Raw genomic sequence first — 16,038 nt, 5'->3', positions numbered from 1 at the left:
CGGGCCGAGCGTAGCCCCCGCTACCATCGCTGCGGCCGGGCGACGGTTACAGGGTAGGAGCGGGCCAGTGTCGGCTTCGAGCGGTCAGGCCATCACCAAGCTGAGCGCCACGGCCATGGCCGCGGCGGTGGCCAGTGGCGAGCTGTCGGCCCTCGAGGTCGTCGACGCCCACATCGCCCGTATCGAGGAGGTCAACGGGCGCCTGGGGGCGGTCGTGGCCCGCCGCTACCCCGAGGCCCGCTCCGAGGCCATGGCCGTGGACGCCGCCCGCGCCCGGGGCGAGGCCCTCGGGCCGCTGGCGGGCGTGCCCATGACGGTCAAGGAGCAGTTCGACGTGGCCGGCCTGGCCACCACCTTCGGGCTGCCCAACCGTCGCGACCGGGTGGCCCGCCACGAGGGCCCCCTGCTGGCCCGCCTGCGCGAGGCCGGGGCCGTCATCATGGGCAAGACCAACGTCGCCCAGTTCCTCTTCTACCAGGAGGCCGACAACCCCCTGTTCGGGCGGACGGCGAACCCGTGGGCCCTCGACCGCACCGCGGGCGGGGGCAGCGGTGGGGAGGGCGCCATCATCGCCGCCGGTGGCTCGCCCCTGGGCCTGGCCGCCGATGTGGGCGGCAGCATCCGCACCCCGGCCCACTTCTGCGGCATCTCCGGGTTCCGGCCGACGTCGTGGCGTTTGACCAACCTCGACTCGCCGCCCGAGCTGTTCTTCCCGGGCTTCAACCAGATCGCCCTCGACCCCGGGCCCATGGCCCGCCACGTCGAAGACCTAGCCCTGGCCATGCGGGTACTGGCCCAGCCCGGCCAGGAACGGGTCGACCCTCGCATCCCACCCGTCCCCTGGCGGGAACCCGGTCCGGTAGCCGTCGAGGGGCTGCGGGTGGCCATGTTCGACGACGACGGTTACTGGGGGGCGTCACCGGCCATCCGCCGGGCCGTCCACGAAGCGGCCGACGCCCTACGGGCGCGCGGCGCGGTGGTCGAGCCGTTCAGCCCTCCCGAGCCGGAGATGGCGGCCCGCCTGTACTTCTCGTTCCTCATGGCCGACGGCCTGGCCTGGGCCAAGCCCCACCTGGCCGGGAACAAGGTCGACAGCCGTATACGGATGGTGGCCCAGATCGCGGCGGTACCCAACCGCCTGAAGCCGCCCGTGGCAGCCGCCTTGCGGGCCGCCGGGCAGCGGCGCCTGGCCCGCACGATCATGGCCTCCCAGCGCTTGTCCACCCGCCGGTTCTGGCGGCTGTCGGCCGAGCGGGACGGCTGGGAGCACCGCTTCCTGCACGCGCTCGGGGAGGGCGGCTTCGAGGCCGTCATCTGCCCGCCCCACGCCGTGCCCGCCCTCCACCACGGCGAGAGCCGGCTGCTGTTCGACACCACCAGCTACTCGGTGCGCTTCAACGTGCTCGGTATGCCCGCGGGCGTGGTGGCCGCCACCCGGGTGCGGCCCGGCGAGGAGAGCGACCGCAGTTGCGGCCTCGACGTGGTGCAGCGGGCCGCGGGCCGAGCCGAGAAGGGCAGCGCCGGGCTTCCCGTGGGCGTGCAGGTGGCCGCCTGGCACTGGTGCGACGACGTCGCACTGGCGGTGATGGCCGCCCTGGAGGACCACTTCCGGGCCCAGCCCGACTACCCCGTCGACCCGCCGTGCTGAGCGCGGTACCGTCGGTCAGGTCCCATGCCAGCTGACCCCCAGCTCGCCCAGTCCCCCGCCGAGGAGCCCACGGCACCCCCTCGGGGCCACCAGTTGGGCCGCGCCCGGGTGCTGACCATGCTCACCCCGGTCCGCCCGGGGTGGGGGACCTTCCTGCGGGCCATCATCTGGACGTCGCGCTACCACTCCTACTTCCGCAACCACAGCCTGCAGTTCCGGTTCATCTACTACGTGCGGTGGGCGGTGTTCTCCAAGCTGGCCGACAACGGCCCACCGCAGGTCCCCGACAAGCTGCGCTACCAGTACCTGTTCTTCGAGAGCAACTTCGACACGCCGTGGCAGAAGTACATCGACGCCTTCGCCTACGTGATCCCCCGCGACATCAGGGTCATCTGGGGCCGGGGGTTCGCCTTCCCGGGCCCGCCGCCGGCCGAGCCCCTCAAGCGGTGGATCGCCCGCAACGCCCTGCCCGGCAACCACTACTACCACGCCTACCCCGACGCCAGCGTGCGTATGGTCGACTCCGGCCTGCGGGTACGCAAGCGCCTCGACCAGCTCGTCCGCGACGCCGGACGAATGGGCCCCGAGCAGTTCCGGGCGGCCTACGAACGGTTCCTCACCGACGTTCAGGTGGACATATGAGCCTCTCGCTGGCCCGGGCAGTGGGGGCACTGCGGCGGGCGGCGCGCCACGCCGACGGCAACGTGTCGGGCCAGGCCTACGGGCTCACGATGTTCGCCGCCATCGCGCCCGGCCAGGCCGAGGCGGTGGCCGCCGAGCTGGCGGGGTGGGGCGACGGCGGCCAGAGCCCCCTGGCCCGCCTTCGCCAGCTCCACTGCTCGCGGGTGCACGTGCTCGACGAGCTCGTCTACCAGGGCGATCCCCAGGTGCCCGAGCCCCTCCAGTCGTCTTACCTGGTATTCACGGCCAGCTTCGACGGCGGGCTCGACGAGTTCCTCGACGACGTGGTGGCCGAGATGGCGACCGAAGCCGACGCCCTGTGGCGCCACTGCGTGGGCTACCCCGGCACCGACGACGCCAGGGCGTTCCGGGGCTGGGTGCGCCACAACCAGGTGGACAACCACTACTTCCTGGGCCACTACCCCGACGCCACCGTGCGTGACGTGCGCCAGGGGCTGGAGGCCCGCACCCGGGTAGCCGAGTTCGCGGCCCGGGCCCAGGGCATGGACACGGCCACCCTCCACCGCGAGTTCCTGGCCGAGTTCGGCCACCGGGGCGAGCGGCGGTGAACGGCTACGAGCCCCGGGGCGTAGCCGGTTCGCCCGCCAACCCCCCGGGCCTGGCCCGGTCCCACCTGCCCCACCGGGCCCACGTCGGGGCGCCCGAACTCGAGGTCGCCGACATCCAGGGCAACGTGATCAACGGCTACAGCCACACCGACGCGGCCTACGTGTTCGTACGGGTGGCCGACGCGGCCGGGGCTCGCCGATGGCTGGGCAGCCTGCTCGAACATGTGACGACCGCCGAACCGTGGCGGGAGGTCCCCGCCACCACCCTCAACATCTCGTTCACATGGACGGGGCTGGCCGCCCTCGGGGTCGACCAGGGGGTGCTGGACAGTTTCCCGGAGGAGTTCCGCCAGGGTATGGCGGCCCGCCACCAGTGGCTCGGTGACCGCGGCCCCAGCGCCCCCGGGAACTGGGACGAAGGGCTGGGCACGGGCGAGGCCCACGTCAAGGTCGATATCCACGCCGTCGACAACGAGACCCTCGACGAACGGTGCGCCTGGCTCCACGCCGGCATCGACGCCACCGGCGGGGCGGTGGTGGTGGTCCACGACCAGCGGGCCGACCTGCTGGCCGGCGGGCACGACCACTTCGGGTTCGCCGACGGCATTGCCCGCCCGGCGATCAGGGGGTCGGGGCTGGCCGCCCGCCCGGGAGACGGCCTGCCCGTCCCCGGTGGGGGTTGGCGTTCGATCCGCGCCGGCGAGTTCGTGCTCGGCTACGAGGACGAGGACGGGGGGCTGCCCGAGGCGCCGGCCCCGCCCTTCGACCGCAACGCCACGTTCGAGGTCTACCGCAAGATGCATATGGACGTGGCCGGGTTCCGCCGCTACTTCGCCGAGGCCGCCCGGCACTACCCGGGCGGGGCGGAGATGCTGGCCGCCAAGGTCGTCGGGCGCTGGCCCGACGGCACGCCGCTGAGCCTGTCCCCCGACCGGCCCGACCCGGCCATCGCCAACGACCCCGAGCGGGTCAACGACTTCCTCTACGAGGACGACCCCGAGGGCGTGAAATGCCCCTTGGGCGCCCACATCCGGCGCACCAACCCCCGCGACCACGACGGCATGTTCGGCGGCAAGCTCTCCAACCGCCACCGCATCATCCGCCGGGGCCGGCCCTACGGCCCGCCCCTGCCGGCCGGCGTCACCGAGGACGACGGCGTCGAGCGGGGCCTCATCTTCCGCTGCTTCCAGGCCAGCATCGCCCGGGGCTTCGAGACCATCCAGGCCCTGTGGGTGGACGACGGTGACGGCCTGCACACAGGGGCCGACAAGGACTTCCTGATCGGCGACGGCACCTCCACCAACAAGATGACCGTGCAGGGTTCGCCCCCGTTCATCCTCACCCCCCAGCCCATGTTCAGCGTCATCAAGGGTGGGGAGTACCTGTTCAGGCCGAGCCTGTCCGCCCTCCGCGCACTGGCCGCGGGCGGGTGACCAGCAGGCGGCCGGCGTCGGGCCACGGAGGAGACGGGACGAATACGCTCCACCGTCGCCGCCGGCTGTCCACATTCGTGCGACCTGGTCAGGGGGAGCCGCGGAGATCGCGCCAGTGCCAGGGCGAACCTTCAACAAGGAGCTCGGGATCGCCGGTCCACAGCGTTGCGTCCTGCGCGATGGACAGAGCGGCTCCAAAGGCGTCGGCGTAGGCCATGGGATAGTCGGCCTTGACCCGTGCGGCGCCGAGCACGAGGTGCTCGTCGGGCAGGCGGACTTCGATGACGTCGCGTAGGTCACGTACGGTCTCGGTGGCAGCGTCCTCACCCTGGGAGCGCCGGAGGACGTAGTGGACTTCGCCGAGGTTGACCCACGACATCAATGGTCGTTCGACCCCGAGGAGGTCGCCTACCAACTCCGCCGCGGGCTCGGTGTCCTCGAGGTAGCGCAGGACCGCCCAGGAGTCGAGCACGACCGTCACGAGGCCGACTCGCGCAGGCGGTCGGCTTCGCGCTCGCGGGCGAGATCGTCGACCAATGACGAGCCTCGGAACCGGCCGCGAAGTGGCCGGCGCTGGCTCGCGGGGCGGACCGCCACGTGGTCCCCATGGCGCCAGAAGCTCACCTCGTCACCGGGTTGGATCCCGAGCTCGTCGCGCAGTTCCTTCGGAATGACGACCTGCCCCTTGGGCCCCACCCGATGAGTCATACCTATCAGTATAACTTCCTGCCCACGCCGCGGTCGCGTCCCTGGCAAGAGCGACTTCTCAGGGTTGACCGCTTTGACGGCGATCGCCGACTCGGGCCAGGCCGGTCTCGTAGGCGACGATGACGAGCTGCGCGCGGCCTCGGGCACCGAGCTTGGTCATGGCGCGGTTTAGGTGGGTCTTGGCCGTGAGAGGGCTGATGATGAGCTCGGTGGCGATCTCGTCGTTGCTGAGGCCGTGGGCGGCGAGCCGCACGGCCTCTCGTTCGCGGTCGGTCAGAGCGTCGAGGCGTTCGGGGGCGATCGGGCCTGGGGCATGGCGACCGGAGAACTCCTCGATGACCCGGCGGGTGACTACGGGGTCGAGCAGGCTCTGGCCGGCGGCGACGGTCCGCACGGCGCCGTGGAGCTCGTCGGCGTCGAGGTCCTTGAGGAGGAAGCCGCTCGCACCAGCGCGCAGCGCTCCGAACACGTAGTCGTCGATCTCGAAAGTGGTGAGCACGAGCACGCGAACGCCCCCTAGGTGGGGGTCGGCGACGATGGCGCGGGTCGCTTCGATGCCGTCGAGGTCCGGCATGCGGATGTCCATGAGCACGATGTCGGGCCGGTAGCGACGGGCGAGATCGATCGCTTCACGGCCGCTGGCGGCTTCGCCCACGACGACCACGTCAGCCGCCATCTGGAGCAGCGTCCGCAACCCCGCGCGAACCACTGCCTGATCGTCGACGAGCAGCACGCGGATGGTCATAGCGAGCTCGACGTCGTGGGCAGGAGGGCACGCACGCGGTAGCCGCCTGAGGGGGTCGGTCCGTGCTCGAGGCGGCCACCGACGGCGTGGACGCGCTCGGCCATGCCGGTGAGCCCGAAGCCGCTGTTCACCGGCGGCCCGGAGGCCGCGCTCGGGCCGTCGTCGGTGATCTCGATGACGAGGCCCTCCGGCTCGCTGCGGAGCGAGACGGCGACGTGGTGGGCGTTGCTGTGGCGGACGACATTGGTGATTGCCTCCTGGACCACGCGGTAGGCGGCGAGCTCGGCTGCGCCGGAGAGCTCGGCTCTTGCGTGCTCGTCGCGGAAAGCGACCTCGATGCCTGCGGCCCGTGCCGGTTCGACGAGCTCATGGACTCGTTCGAGTGTGGGTGCGGGCGCCATGGGTTCGGTGTCACGGTTGAGCGCGACCGTCGCTCGCAGCTCCTGGAGGGCCGCCTTGCTGGAGGAGCGGGCCTGGTGCAACGCACGACGGGCGGTCTCGGGATCGGTGTCAAAGGCGGCGACTGCGGCAGCCATCTGCACGTTGACGGCGGCCATGGTGTGGGCGACGACATCGTGGAACTCGCGGGCCATGCGCAGACGTTCTGCCTCGACCCGGCGTTGCGCCTCACGTTCACGCTCAGCATCTGCGAACTCGACGAGCTGCCGGCGCGACCGGACGGCTTCGCCCAGCGCGAGCGGGACGAGTGGCCAGATCATCTCGAGCACCGGCGACCCACCGCGGGCGCCGATGGGGTCGTCGCTGGTGAACCCGAGCAGCCCCGACCACGCGCTCGCGACCACCGCCGTGACGACGGCCGCTCGGCGATCGGTCTGCACGGCGACGGTGTAGAGGGAGACCATCGCCGGCAGGTTCAACAGCTCACCGTGGTGGCCGAGCACGTACAGGCCCGACAGTGACGCCCCGCAGCCGATGGCGACCGGCACGGGCCAACGGCGACGGACCAGCAGGGCCAGGACCGAAGTTGCCGCGAGCAGATAGGTGGCAGCGTCGGCCTGGCGCGTGCCCGGCTCGTTCCACCACGCGTCCATGAACGTCGGGAACGCCACCGCGGCCACGACGAGAGCATCGACGGCCCGCGGCGACGCTGATCGGAAGCGAGCTGCCAGCTGCACAGCCATCAACGGTACGAGCCCTCCGGCTCAGGTGTCGCGGTTGCGAAGGACCGACACCGCGGCCAGCACGAAGCCGATCGTGTACGCGGCCACGACGCCTATCGACGGCCACGCCCCGAGGCTGCCGACCGCGTCGTGGGTTGCGTCTGAGCTCTGCGTCAGCTTCTGCATCACCCCGTTCAACGAAGCCCCGCCGAGCCAGCGTCGCCAGCTGCCCAGCACGGGCGCCAGCAGGCCCGGCAGAAGCACGACCCCTATGGCGACGACCACCGCGCCAGCCGAGTGGCGCACGACGGTGCCGATGCCGACGCCCAGAACCGCGATCGACGAGATCGCCATGGCCACGCCCACCAGTGCGGGCCAGGCGTCCCCGGTCGCGTACCGGTCCTGGTCGAGCATCACGAGCCCGATCCCGTAGGCGACCGCGCCGGAGACGAGGGTGACCGAGAACGCCATCGCCGCGGCCACGGCAGCTTTGGCTCCGAGAACCACCAACCGGCGCGGGCAGGCTGCCAGGGTGACGCGGACCGTCCCGGTCTTGAACTCGCTGGTGATCAGTCCGGCACCCAGCACTGCGGCTAGGACCTGGGCCAGCACCGCGCCGCCCAGCAGGCTGGCACCCAGGATCGTGTCGTCGTCCTGCAGGCTGCCGGTCGCAGAGACGATCGCCGACAAGACGGGCAGGGCGAGCCCGAGTACGGCAACCAGGGCCCAAGTCGAGCGGAGGGTGACCAGCTTGGTCCACTCGGACCACAGCGCTTCCCGGAAGCCGGCGCGGCCCGTGCCGAAGCGGCTGGCGCTTGCGACCGTGGTCATCGAAGGGCCTCGTGCCGGCGTGCCTCACCGTCGCGTTCGGCGCGGTACTCGACGCTGCTGTCGGTGAGCTGGCTGTAGACGTCCTCGAGCGAGGACCGCAGCGGCCGCAGCTCGTGCACGACCACCCTGTTCGCGAGCGCCAAGTCGCCAACCGTGGCCGCGTCAAGGCCGCGCACACGCCACCCTCCACTCGGCTCGAGGTCCACCTCGCCGCCAGCCTGCTCGAGGACACCCCGCAAGCGAGCTGCCTCCGGTGAGCGCACCAGGGTGGCCTTCATGGAGTGTGCGTCAATGAGGTCCGACACCGTGGCCTCGGCGACGAGCCGTCCCCGGCCGATCACGACCAGCCGGTCGGCGGTCAGCTCCATCTCGCTCATCAGGTGACTCGACACGAACACCGTCCGGCCTTCGGCTGCCAGTCCCTTCATCAGAGAGCGGGCCCATCGGATCCCCTCGGTGTCCAGACCGTTGACCGGCTCGTCGAGGAGCAACACGCCAGGATCCCCCAAGAGGGCAGCGGCGATCCCAAGCCGCTGGCTCATCCCCAGCGAGAACCCCCCGGCCCGGCGACCAGCGACGTCGGACAGCCCGACTGTGCCCAGCACCTCGCCCACCCGCGCCCTGGGGATGCGGTTGGACCTGGCCAACGCCAGCAAGTGGTCATGCGCTGTGCGTCCGGGGTGGACCGCTCGGCCATCCAGCATGGCCCCGACTTCGCGCAGGGGCGCACGGAAGTCGATGTACCGGCGACCGGCGACCCGAGCCTCACCCGCGGTCGGGCCGTCCAGGCCGAGGATCACCCTCATGGTCGTCGACTTCCCCGACCCGTTCGGGCCCAGGAACCCGGTCACCTGTCCGGGATGCACCATGAAGGACAGGTCCCGTACAGCCACGGTCCGCCCGTAGCGCTTCGTCACCCTCGAAACCTCGATCACGACCTCGACGGTACGAAGGACCGACCTTCGGCGAATCCTCCTGGCGCAGTCGCCCGCTACGACCTACGCAGTACGCAGCCCTGCACGGCTTGCTGGCACGGAACGGCGGTACGGGACGCCACTCGGGCGCGACAGAGCGCCCGAGTGGCCAGCGGCGACGCGGTCCGCGTCGTTCGTAGGCTGGTGCCGCCCGTCTAGGGGCGGCGGCGGCCGAAGAGGAAGGGGGCCTTGCCCATGTACCGCCGGTAAGGGGCGTCGCCGTAGGCCCGCTTCAGGCGGTACTCCTCGTGGACCGAGCCCACCAGGCCGTGCAGGGCCACCAGCGCGCAGAACGCGGCCCGCTTGTCGGTCATCTTCGGTTCCAGCAGGAAGATCGAGGTCGGGAACCAGTTGTTGGGGTGGCGGGTCAGGCCGAAGACGGTGCGGCTCGACAGCTCCCCGTCGGGTTCGAGGCCCGGCCCCTGGGCCTCGGGTTCGGCGACGGGGTCGCCCCCGCCCACGAAGGCCTTGAGCTGAGGCGCCCCGAAGAAACCCGGGCCGATGACCCGGGTGGCCTCCATGGTGGCCACCACGCACGCCGCCTGGCCGGCTCGCATGAGCCACGAGAACGGCGGGCGCACCTCGTAGAGCACCCGGTGGGGCCCCTGGTACACCTTGCGCACGATCAGCACCGCCCCCACCCCCGAGAACAGGATGTAGAGGGGCCGGTAGAGACCGTTGCGGGCCCGGGCCCCCAGGCGGCGCTCGACCAGGTCTTTGGCCTGGCGGCTGGCCAGAACGCTCTTGGCCACGATGAAGGCCACTACGACGGCGGTCGTCCGGTCGCGGGGCCGGCGGGCGGCGCTCACCCAGGGGAGGCTACCGGCTGGGCTGGGTAGGCTGCCGGGGATCGTTGCGGGACGAGAGGAAAGGCCACCGTGAGCGACAACAGCCCTTCCAACGAAGAGGTCCTCCGCCAGTACTGGGAGGCCACCATCACCGGCAACATTCCCTTGCTGCGGCCCATCATCGCCGACGACGCCGTCTTCCACTACCCGGGCCAGCACTACCTGTCGGGTGACTACCACGGCGTCGAGGAGGTGTGCGGCCTCTACGAAACCGTCACCAGCCTCGGCCAGGAACTGTTCGACGGCAAGCTGCGGGCGCTGGCCTCCACCCCCGACGGCAGCTACGACGCCGTGGTGCTCAGCTACCGGATCAAGGTGGTCGCCGGCAAGTGGCTCCCGGGCCGGGCCACCGGCCTGCTGCGGGTGGGCGGCGGCAAGATCCACGAGTACTGGCTGTTCGAGTGGGACCAGCAGATGATCAACGACATCTGGTGGGCGTCGGCCCCCAAGCTGTTCGCCCGCCAGAAGCGCTACGGCAAGATCGTGGCGTCGCTCCCCCGCATCGCCCTGGGCGCGACCCGCACCATGAAACGGGCTTTCGGCGGCTACACCGCCCCCACCGAACCGCACTGACACCTGGTTCAGACCGTGGGGCGGAAGTAGGCGGAGATCGCCGCCGCCTCGGCGGTCACGACCTCGGCCGTCACCAGGTCGCCAGCACCTGAGGACAGAACCGATACCCACCTGTCCAGCACCGCCGAGGCGGTGCCGTCGCCGTAGAGCTCGGCCCTCAGTTCGGCCACCGCCTGCTGGTAAAGGGCCAGGAACGGGGAGGTGGCCATGAACCGCTGCACCAGCACGTTCGAACGCCCGCCCGGCCCGCCCCCGCGACCCCCCGGCGCCCCGGCGCCAGGGCCGGCCGGCCCGCGTCCACCGGGACCACCGGCTCCCGGGCCAGGGCCAAGACCGATGCCAGGTTCCCCGCCAGGACCGGCCCCGCCCCCGCCGGGGCCCGCCGCGCCGGGGCCAGCCCCGCCGCCCCCGCCGCCCGGGGACACGCCGAAGGCGAGGTTGAGGTCCCACGAGACGACCGACATACGCCCGGTAGCAGGGTCGTAGTGGAGATAGGAATTGTTGCCCGGCCCGTCGATGTCGTCCCAGTTGGCGACCAGTTCCTGCACGGCCAGGTAGCGGGCGAACCCGGCCACGTCGAGGTGGCGGTCGAGCTCGGAGGCGAACGCTGCGTCCGAGCTGTTGTTGACGAAGTCCAAGAACGCGATCAGCGGCCCGAGGTCGTCCTCGCTGCCCGTCTCCTGGTCGAACACGTTCTCGTAGGCCGCCGGGTCGGTGCCCCGGTAGCTGTAGTCGCCGGTGCTCTCGGCCTTGTAGAGGACGCCGTCGCCGCCGAACGACGCGTCCCGCCACGTGTCGTCGGGGTGCTCGACCACCAGGCGCAGCACTTCGCCAGAGCCGTTCACGCTAAAGCGGGCCGCCACCGCCCGCTGGGTTGGCACCCCCGCCAACCCGATCAGTTCGAGGGCCACGGCCTCGTTGAGCGACGTCCGGCTGCCGTTGGCCCTCACGACCAGTTCGCTGATGCCCCCGTAGTTCTGGCCGGCGACATTGCGGTCGAGTCGGATGAGCCAAGGCAGCGTGCTCGGTTCAGCCGGTCCTGCGGTCCCAGCCTCCTCCCCGGCAGCCGCCCGGCCCGCCCGGGTGAGGCCCCGCAGCGACGAGTTGCCCTTGAGACGCATGCCGGCTCGCTCGAAGGTGACGCCGTCGATGGTCACGGTGGCCTCGACCCACTTCTTGTCGCCGGTGGCCGAGTAGGCCTCGACCATGGCCCCGTAGTCGCCGGCGTCGAACACGACGTCGATGTCCCGCACCGTCGACGCGTCGAAAAGGTCGCCGGTGGCGACGACCGCCCGGTCGGCCACCACTCCTGGTGACGACGCCGGGCTGACCTTCACCGGGCTACACGCCCCGGCCAGGGTCACCGCCAGCGTGGGGACGGCGATCCAGGCGGGCCACCGCAAGCGGGCAGGAGCGGGAAGCCCACCAGGTCGTGCACCAGGGAACAGAGGGCTGGTCATGGTCAGATCCCACCGCGCCGCCCTCGGAGGCCCATCGCAGCAGCCTGGGAACTGGCCATGAGACCCCCGTCAGCGGCAACTTCCCGGCCCGTTCATAGGGAACTCCGAGGACCGCCACCTAGAAAGTGCCCGACCGAGGAGGTAAGCCGACGATGCTCGACCCGCTCATCATCGCCTTCGACCTGGTGGCCATCACCGTGCTGGCCTACGGGGTCTACTTCCGGCGCCACCGGCGACCGGACATGCCTCTGGCCTTCGTCGGCCTCAACGTCGGGGTGGTGGCCGTCACCGGGGTGCTCGCCACCGCCGAGGTCGGGTTCGGGCTCGGGCTCGGGCTCGGGCTGTTCGGGGTGCTGTCGCTGATCCGCCTGCGGTCGTCGGAGATCGCCCACGAGGAGGTCGCCTACTACTTCGCCTCGCTCACGATGGGCCTGGTGGCCGGCTTCGGGCCCCAGCCCCGTTGGGTCGCCCCGGCCCTGATCACCCTCGTCGTCGCGACGGTGACCATCGCCGACCACCCTCGCGTGCTCGAGCGGTGGCGCCGCCAGACGATGACCCTCGACTCGGCCTACACCGACGAGGCCCAGGTCGTCGCCGTGATCGAGGCCATGGTCGGGGCGCCCGTCCGGAGGGCGGTCGTGACCCACGTCGACCTGGTTCGCGACCTGACCGTGGTAGACGTGCGCTTCCGTGCGCCAACCGGGACGAAGAGCCCAGCCGGCGGGGCCCGGGCCGGGCGCTCCCTCCACGGGCGTGACCGCCGGCACAACCTCGACACTCTCGACGGCCCCCCTGCGCACCACCAGGCCCGGTCGTTGTGAACCCGAGCGTTGCGGGACCGGCCACCGGGCCCGTACTGGCCGCCACCGCCGCCCTCGGTCCGGTGACGCTCGACCAGGTGCTGGCCGGGGCCCCGTTGCTCGACCGCACCGACCGCAAGTACGTCCTATGCGCTGGCGAGGTCGCGGAACTGGTGGCGGCCCTGCCCAGCGGTGTCGCCGCCCTCGAGATCGACGGCCGGCGGTCGTTCTCCTACGAGTCGGTCTACTTCGACACCCCCGACCTGGCCTCGTACCGGGGAGCGGCCCATGGCCGGCGCCGGCGGTTCAAGGTGCGAGCCCGGACATACCTCGACAGCGGGTCGTGCGTGCTCGAAGTGAAGTTGGCGGGCGGGAGGGGCGAAACCGTGAAGCACCGCACCCCACACCCGGCGGCGGAGAAGGACCGGCTCGGGCCGGCGGCTTTGGCGTTCCTGTCCGAGCACGCGGTGGGGGCCGGGTTGGCAGCCGCCCTGGGACCGACCCTGGTGACCACCTACCAGCGGGCGACGCTCGTGGACCTCGACGCCGGCTACCGGCTCACGATCGACTCCGGCCTGACGTGCCGGTCGCCCGGTGGCGAGTCAGTGGCCGCCCCCGGCGCCGTCGTCGTCGAAACCAAGTCGGCGCTGGGCCGATCCCCCGCCGACCGGGTGCTGTGGGCGATGGGTCGCCGGCCGGTGGCGATCAGCAAGTACGCGACCGGGCTCGCCGCCCTGTTCCCGTCGCTGCCGGCCAACCGCTGGGCCCGCACCGTTCACGTCCTCAGTTGAACCGCTCCATGTCTTCGTGGAGGAGGGGGAAGATGTCGCGGTGGGCGTCGCGGCCGATGAAGAAGTCCATGTGGGCGTAGCCGGGCACGACGACCCGCCGGTAGAGGTCGGGGCCGTTTACCTTGCTCAGCAGGTCGTAGGTCATCTTGGTGCCCACGGGCGGGAAGAAGTTGTTGCGCTCCCCGTGGACCCAGGTGATGGGCAGGTCCATGTTGTCCACGTGGGACAGGTAGGTGTCCTCGCCCTGGGCGTCGACCACCCGGCCGGCGGCGCAGATGCGGCTCACGTGCTCGAAGAACGTGAGGTTGGCGATGCCGAACATCTCGGGCACGGTGGCGTGGGTCTCGTCGTTGAGGTAGTCGTGGCGGAAGACCTCGCCGTAGAGGAAGAGGATGCGCCGGCACACGGGGCTGTCGCAGCGCTCGTGGGTGGGCCACAGGTGCATGGCCAGGTCCATGGCCCGGTGGCCCGCAGACCCTGAGTAGTTGCTGCTCAGGGTCTTGGCCCCCACCAGCTTGAGCAGGGTGGCCAGTCGCAGCACGGCCTTGGCCCGCACCATGGGCACCACCTTGGGGTGGAGGGCCACCTGGGAGCTGATGGCCGACCGCACCCCCTTCATCCCCGCGGCCAGGGCCATGTTGAGGGTCATCGAGCCGATGCAGTGGGCCCCGACCTGCACCGAGCCCGCCCCCGAGGCGTCGATCACCGCCTTCACGGCCGTGGGCCAGTCGTGGGTGGCGATCTCGTCGGCCGAGTACTGGGTGGCGGCCGAGGGCAGCACCGGGCTGGCCCGGTAGTCGAACAGCCACACGTCGTAGCCCCGCTCGTAGAGGTACTCGGGAAAGTTGGTCTCCACCGTGGGGGTGGCCAGGGCCAGCGTCGAGGTCCCATACCCGGGGGCCAGGATCACCGGGCCCTTGGGCCCACCCTTGTGGCGGGTGAGCCTCAGCTCGACGTTGTCAGGTGTGCGGACGGCGTGGACCTCGGGGTCGCCCAGCCGCAGCGGGCGGGACGTGCCCCTTGTGGTCGAAGAGTCGGTCATGGGTGCGAAGCCTCCTGTGACGAGGAAGCCGACGGGGACGGGGGCGGGGACGGGGGTGTGCCGGGGGGCGTCGCCGGCCGGACGAGTACGGGTTCCTCGATGAGCCGGGGCGGGTGGTAAGGGCCGTCTGGCTCGAACCAGGGCTGGTGGCGTTCGCCGTCGGTCTTCACGGCCCACGACCGGCATGTCTTGTCGACCCCGACAGGGTGGACCGTAACGCCCTCGGCCGAGACCCGCAGGCGCAGGAAGTTCTTGTAGTCGACGATGCGCTGGGCCGCGAACAGCTCGTTGCTGTTGCAGCCGAAGCCGTCGGCCACGTAGAGGTAGAAGCCGGTCAGCAGGCTGCCGACGAAGCCGCCGATGACGCCGATGAAGGCGAAGAACGGCACCCAGAAGGCCACGCCCTCCAGGTCGGCGAGCAGGAGCGACGCCACCCTCATGGTGGCCACGATCACCGCGAACTGGACGAGGGCGTGCGCCCCGCCCAGCAGCCACCGTTTCAGGGGGGATTCCTTCTGGGTGAAGGTGGTCAGCCCTATGACCAGGAGGATCAGCGCCCCGACACCCAGGGTGCTGCGGAACAACACGTCAGCCAGGCCGTGCAGCGACAGGGCCTGGAGCCGGTCGGCGATGCTGATCCCGCCGCCCCGCAGGGTGGAGGCCACCAGCCAGCCGAAGGTGATGTGCAGGGCCGCGACCAGCGCCCAGAAGCTGACGTTCTGGATGGGGAGGTCGAGCACGCCCTTGCGCATCCGGCTGGAAGCCTTCTTCTCCGGAAAGGCAGCCTTGAGCCGGAACCGGGACGAGGGGGCCGTCTTGCCCGGGTCGCGCGACGCGGGCGGCGGCAGCTCGAGCTCGTCAGGCAGGTGGTGGGTGGCCGACAGGTAGGCCCCGCCGCCGCCGGCGGTGAAGAAGTGAGGGCCGTCGTGGTCCACCGGCTCGTAGTGGGCGTAGTGGTGGGTGTCGCCCGTCAGGTAGAGCCGCACCTCGGCGCCGCGCCGGCTGATCACCTTGCGTGCGAAGTAGTCGAGGTTGACGAAGGCCTCCGGCTGGTCAAGCTGGCATTTGACCCAGCTCGGCTTGGCCGAACAGAGGATTATCGAGTCGCCGGGCTGGAGCCGAGACCCCACGATGTCGCTGAAGTAACGGAGCTGGGGCTCGTCGATGTAGTTGTCGAACTGGATGTCGATGCCCCACAGCCACCACCGGTGCGGCAGCTGCAGGGCGAAGTAGCTGCGGGGCTGCTCGGTCTTCCATCCGCCGATCCAGTCGTTCTGGCAGAACACCCGGATGAACGAGGTCAGCCCGTCGTACCAGTCGTGGTTGCCGGGGATGGCATAGAGGTGGCGCCCGCGGTAGCTCCACGGCAGCGCCGCCCGGTAGGGCCCGATCAGCCGGTTCTCGTACTCGACCTTGGACGCCGTGGGGTAGACCTGGTCGCCCCCCATGACCAGGATCTCGCCCGCCGGCAGGCGGACCTCCCCCTCGTCGCCGCCGTCGGCCCTCTCGACCGCCAGCTCTTCCTGGGCCAGCAGGTGGGCCATGTGATAGGTGGGCTCGAAGCCGTCGCCCAGGTCGGAGATGTAGTCGATCCAGATCTCCTCACCCTCGGAGTGGTCGAAGGCGTCGCAGCGCTGGAGGGCAGCCTGTAGCTCGCGCTTGTCGGAGTACGAGCCGAAGATCCCCGACAGCAGCACCTGCATCCCGGTGGTGGCCAGGCCCTTGGGCGAGAGCCAGCACACCATCGGCTGGGGCACGAAGCCGATCTCGGTGTCCGCCATCGACTGCGGGCGGGGCGGGGGACCTTCGGACAT

The 16,038-nt window shown here is 71.1% G+C and carries 17 protein-coding genes; 7 read left to right on the top strand and 10 right to left on the bottom strand.

The genetic code is table 11. From position 1 onward, the window contains the following. Nucleotides 1-67 precede the first annotated feature (67 nt). Genes AB1673_03890 through AB1673_03875 form a run of 4 tightly spaced genes read left to right on the top strand, consistent with a single transcriptional unit; the run spans nt 68 to nt 4,331 of the window. Nucleotides 68-1,648 carry an amidase family protein gene (locus tag AB1673_03890; protein ID MEW6153121.1) on the top strand — a complete coding sequence of 527 codons (1,581 nt, stop codon included), beginning with the start codon at nt 68-70 and terminating at the stop codon, nt 1,646-1,648. A gap of 24 nt (nt 1,649-1,672) precedes the next feature. After that, the gene (locus tag AB1673_03885; protein MEW6153120.1) at nt 1,673-2,290 is read left to right on the top strand and encodes a hypothetical protein; all 618 of its coding nucleotides are present in this window, start codon (nt 1,673-1,675) and stop codon (nt 2,288-2,290) included. Then, a complete protein-coding gene (locus AB1673_03880; protein MEW6153119.1) occupies nt 2,287-2,898 on the top strand; it encodes a hypothetical protein in 612 nt (203 codons plus the stop codon). The genes AB1673_03885 and AB1673_03880 overlap by 4 nt, the downstream gene beginning before the upstream one ends. Continuing rightward, the gene (locus tag AB1673_03875; GenBank protein ID MEW6153118.1) at nt 2,895-4,331 is read left to right on the top strand and encodes a dyp-type peroxidase; all 1,437 of its coding nucleotides are present in this window, start codon (nt 2,895-2,897) and stop codon (nt 4,329-4,331) included. The genes AB1673_03880 and AB1673_03875 overlap by 4 nt, the downstream gene beginning before the upstream one ends. A gap of 88 nt (nt 4,332-4,419) precedes the next feature. On the opposite strand, the gene AB1673_03870 is transcribed toward AB1673_03875, so the two are convergent. From AB1673_03870 to AB1673_03840, 7 genes are all read right to left on the bottom strand, one after another. Beyond that, nucleotides 4,420-4,812 carry a type II toxin-antitoxin system VapC family toxin gene (locus AB1673_03870; protein ID MEW6153117.1) on the bottom strand — a complete coding sequence of 131 codons (393 nt, stop codon included), beginning with the start codon at nt 4,810-4,812 and terminating at the stop codon, nt 4,420-4,422. Then, nucleotides 4,809-5,027: an AbrB/MazE/SpoVT family DNA-binding domain-containing protein gene (locus tag AB1673_03865; protein ID MEW6153116.1), complete on the bottom strand. Its 219-nt coding sequence runs from the start codon at nt 5,025-5,027 to the stop codon at nt 4,809-4,811. Before AB1673_03865 ends, AB1673_03870 begins: the two co-directional genes overlap by 4 nt. Before the next feature lie 70 nt (nt 5,028-5,097). Beyond that, nucleotides 5,098-5,784, bottom strand: coding sequence for a response regulator transcription factor (locus tag AB1673_03860; GenBank protein MEW6153115.1), 687 nt, complete (start codon nt 5,782-5,784; stop codon nt 5,098-5,100). Then, nucleotides 5,781-6,926: a sensor histidine kinase gene (locus tag AB1673_03855; protein MEW6153114.1), complete on the bottom strand. Its 1,146-nt coding sequence runs from the start codon at nt 6,924-6,926 to the stop codon at nt 5,781-5,783. Before AB1673_03855 ends, AB1673_03860 begins: the two co-directional genes overlap by 4 nt. Before the next feature lie 21 nt (nt 6,927-6,947). After that, the gene (locus tag AB1673_03850) at nt 6,948-7,736 is read right to left on the bottom strand and encodes an ABC transporter permease subunit (protein ID MEW6153113.1); all 789 of its coding nucleotides are present in this window, start codon (nt 7,734-7,736) and stop codon (nt 6,948-6,950) included. After that, nucleotides 7,733-8,671 (bottom strand): ATP-binding cassette domain-containing protein, encoded by a 939-nt coding sequence (locus AB1673_03845; GenBank protein ID MEW6153112.1) that lies wholly within the window; start codon nt 8,669-8,671, stop codon nt 7,733-7,735. The genes AB1673_03850 and AB1673_03845 overlap by 4 nt, the downstream gene beginning before the upstream one ends. 194 nt (nt 8,672-8,865) lie before the next feature. After that, nucleotides 8,866-9,519, bottom strand: a complete 654-nt coding sequence (locus tag AB1673_03840; protein ID MEW6153111.1) for a hypothetical protein — start codon at nt 9,517-9,519, stop codon at nt 8,866-8,868. A 69-nt stretch (nt 9,520-9,588) separates the two neighbouring features. Here AB1673_03840 and AB1673_03835 point away from each other — a divergent pair, with 69 nt between their 5' ends. Beyond that, a complete protein-coding gene (locus AB1673_03835) occupies nt 9,589-10,131 on the top strand; it encodes a nuclear transport factor 2 family protein (protein MEW6153110.1) in 543 nt (180 codons plus the stop codon). A gap of 8 nt (nt 10,132-10,139) precedes the next feature. On the opposite strand, the gene AB1673_03830 is transcribed toward AB1673_03835, so the two are convergent. Beyond that, nucleotides 10,140-11,591 carry a CotH kinase family protein gene (locus AB1673_03830; protein ID MEW6153109.1) on the bottom strand — a complete coding sequence of 484 codons (1,452 nt, stop codon included), beginning with the start codon at nt 11,589-11,591 and terminating at the stop codon, nt 10,140-10,142. 152 nt (nt 11,592-11,743) lie between these two features. Between AB1673_03830 and AB1673_03825 the strand changes: the two genes are divergently transcribed. Both AB1673_03825 and AB1673_03820 read left to right on the top strand, forming a co-directional pair. Beyond that, nucleotides 11,744-12,412, top strand: coding sequence for a DUF4956 domain-containing protein (locus AB1673_03825; GenBank protein MEW6153108.1), 669 nt, complete (start codon nt 11,744-11,746; stop codon nt 12,410-12,412). Next, nucleotides 12,409-13,182: a polyphosphate polymerase domain-containing protein gene (locus tag AB1673_03820; protein ID MEW6153107.1), complete on the top strand. Its 774-nt coding sequence runs from the start codon at nt 12,409-12,411 to the stop codon at nt 13,180-13,182. The genes AB1673_03825 and AB1673_03820 overlap by 4 nt, the downstream gene beginning before the upstream one ends. Here AB1673_03820 and AB1673_03815 read toward each other — a convergent pair. Next, nucleotides 13,175-14,224, bottom strand: coding sequence for an alpha/beta fold hydrolase (locus tag AB1673_03815; GenBank protein MEW6153106.1), 1,050 nt, complete (start codon nt 14,222-14,224; stop codon nt 13,175-13,177). The two genes, AB1673_03820 and AB1673_03815, sit on opposite strands and share 8 nt — an antisense overlap. Beyond that, nucleotides 14,221-16,038: a metallophosphoesterase gene (locus tag AB1673_03810; protein MEW6153105.1), complete on the bottom strand. Its 1,818-nt coding sequence runs from the start codon at nt 16,036-16,038 to the stop codon at nt 14,221-14,223. Before AB1673_03810 ends, AB1673_03815 begins: the two co-directional genes overlap by 4 nt.

The sequence above is a fragment of the Actinomycetota bacterium genome, from assembly GCA_040754375.1.
GTDB lineage: Bacteria > Actinomycetota > Acidimicrobiia > Acidimicrobiales > AC-14 > JBFMCT01.
Note: the sequence above shows the minus strand (reverse complement) of the source record. Positions and strands in the feature narration are given on the sequence as shown.

Excerpts from the sequence above, each read along its gene's own strand:
- AB1673_03885 (MEW6153120.1), top strand. The coding sequence starts at position 1,673 with ATGCCAGCTGACCCCCAGCTCGCCCAGTCCCCCGCCGAGGAGCCCACG.
- AB1673_03880 (MEW6153119.1), top strand. The coding sequence starts at position 2,287 with ATGAGCCTCTCGCTGGCCCGGGCAGTGGGGGCACTGCGGCGGGCGGCG.
- AB1673_03860 (MEW6153115.1), bottom strand. The coding sequence starts at position 5,784 with ATGACCATCCGCGTGCTGCTCGTCGACGATCAGGCAGTGGTTCGCGCG.
- AB1673_03855 (MEW6153114.1), bottom strand. The coding sequence starts at position 6,926 with ATGGCTGTGCAGCTGGCAGCTCGCTTCCGATCAGCGTCGCCGCGGGCC.
- AB1673_03850 (MEW6153113.1), bottom strand. The coding sequence starts at position 7,736 with ATGACCACGGTCGCAAGCGCCAGCCGCTTCGGCACGGGCCGCGCCGGC.
- AB1673_03830 (MEW6153109.1), bottom strand. The coding sequence starts at position 11,591 with ATGACCAGCCCTCTGTTCCCTGGTGCACGACCTGGTGGGCTTCCCGCT.
- AB1673_03825 (MEW6153108.1), top strand. The coding sequence starts at position 11,744 with ATGCTCGACCCGCTCATCATCGCCTTCGACCTGGTGGCCATCACCGTG.
- AB1673_03815 (MEW6153106.1), bottom strand. The coding sequence starts at position 14,224 with ATGACCGACTCTTCGACCACAAGGGGCACGTCCCGCCCGCTGCGGCTG.
- AB1673_03810 (MEW6153105.1), bottom strand. The coding sequence starts at position 16,038 with ATGTCCGAAGGTCCCCCGCCCCGCCCGCAGTCGATGGCGGACACCGAG.